This window comes from Methylobacterium sp. WL6, from assembly GCF_008040095.1.
GTDB lineage: Bacteria > Pseudomonadota > Alphaproteobacteria > Rhizobiales > Beijerinckiaceae > Methylobacterium.
The window spans coordinates 1-1,618 of the sequence record NZ_VRVH01000536.1; the positions used below are offsets into that span (position 1 = coordinate 1).

The following is a 1,618-nucleotide window of genomic DNA, read 5'->3' on the forward strand; positions in this document are numbered from 1 at the left end:
CCGGGTCCAGGCCCAGGCCGCGTCGCGGGTGGCGGCGAGCCGGGCCGGATCGAACCCGACCGGCGCGGTGGCGAGGCGGACCACGTCGAGCAGGTCGTCCGGCCAGTGCGCCGGCTCGAGATCGCCTAGCGGCATCGTCGCGTGCGGCGGGCTGAGGCCCTTGCGCAGGGCGTCGGTCTCGGCGTCGGCGCGCGCCAGCACCTGCGCGCGGGCGACCTCGGAGGCCACGTTACGCACCAGCGCATGGCTGCGGATGCGGACCACGTCCTCGGGCGCCCACGCCGCCGGGCGCGTCCCGAGGGCGGCGAATTCCGGCGGCAGCAGGTTGGGACGCTCGAGGGTCAGGGCGACGTAGGCGTTCAGCCCGGCGACGAAGGCCTCGACGATGTTCCGAGTGCGCGGATGCCCGTAGGCCGCCCACTCGGCCTCCATGTCGCCGCGGTACAGGAACAGCCGCGCCGCCCGGTCCTGCGCGAGGTAGCCCGGCCCGAAATCGGCGGCGAGCAGCCCGAGGCCGCGCTTGCGCCACAGGTCGAGCTGCCACAGCCGGTCGCGGGCGGCGTTGAACCCCTGCACGCGAAAGACGTCGTCCTGCGACGCGGCGCGGAGATGCGGCACGCCGTGGCGGTCGACGCGGATCTCGGCGGGCGCGGACAGGCCCGGGAGGGTGAAGGTGGTCACGCCCGCGTCCCCTGCCCTGATGCCGCAAGCCGGGACGTCGACGGCAAGGCATGACGCCGAGATCCGCGCGCATCCCCTCGCCCCGCCTGCGGGGAGAGGGCCGCGACGACCTCGTCGTCGTCGCGGCGAGGCGGCAGCCGACGGTGAGGGGGTCTCGACGAAGGAGTCTCGTCCGTCCGCGCCCCCTCACCGCCGCTTCGGCTTCGCCGCCGCTTCCCACAGGCACGACGCGGTGCCTGCGGGCCTCTCCCCGCGTGCGGGGAGAGGGGAAGGGAGGGCCTTTCGGGCATCGGCACGCCGGCTGAAGGAGACGAAACGGACGCGGCGGCTGTCTGTCCGGTCCTCACAGAGCCACCTCGATCAGGAACGGCCCGCGCCGGGCCAGCGCCCCGCGGAACACGTCGATGAAGTCGGCTAAATTCTCCACGCGGCGCGCCTCGACGCCGAAGCCCTTGGCGAGGCTGACCCAGTCGATCGCCGGGTCGTCCAGCGTCAGCATGCCGATCGCCTTCGGGCCGGGATTGGCGGCGCCGACGTTGGCGAGCTCGTGGCGCAGGATGGCGTAGGAGCGGTTCGACCAGATCAGCGTCACCACGTCGAGGCGCTCGCGGGCCTGGGTCCACAGCGCCTGGGCGGTGTAGAGCGCGCTGCCGTCGGCCTGCAGCGCGATCACCTTGCGGCCGGGGCAGGCGATGGCGGCGCCCGTCGCCATCGGGATGCCGAGGCCGATCGCGCCGCCGCCGAGCTGGAGCCAGCTGTGGGGCGCGGCCGCATGGGTCTGCCCGAAGAAGTTGCGGCCGGTGGTGATCGACTCGTCGCAGACGATCGCGCCCTCGGGGATCAGCGCGCCGAGCACCCGGCCGATGGCGGCGTCGGCGAGCGCGCCGGCGGTCGGCAGCTCCGGGCGCGGGCCGGCGGCCGACGACTCGTCCGCCGG

2 protein-coding genes are annotated in these 1,618 nt (G+C 74.8%); both read right to left on the reverse strand.

The genetic code is table 11. The features are described from left to right. The coding region (locus FV230_RS28115) for a penicillin acylase family protein (RefSeq protein WP_147844697.1) at positions 1-681 on the reverse strand (681 nt) is incomplete at its 3' end. 343 nt (positions 682-1,024) lie between these two features. Further along, on the reverse strand, positions 1,025-1,618 hold a 594-nt coding region (locus FV230_RS28125; RefSeq protein WP_246695042.1), incomplete at its 5' end, for a thiamine pyrophosphate-dependent enzyme.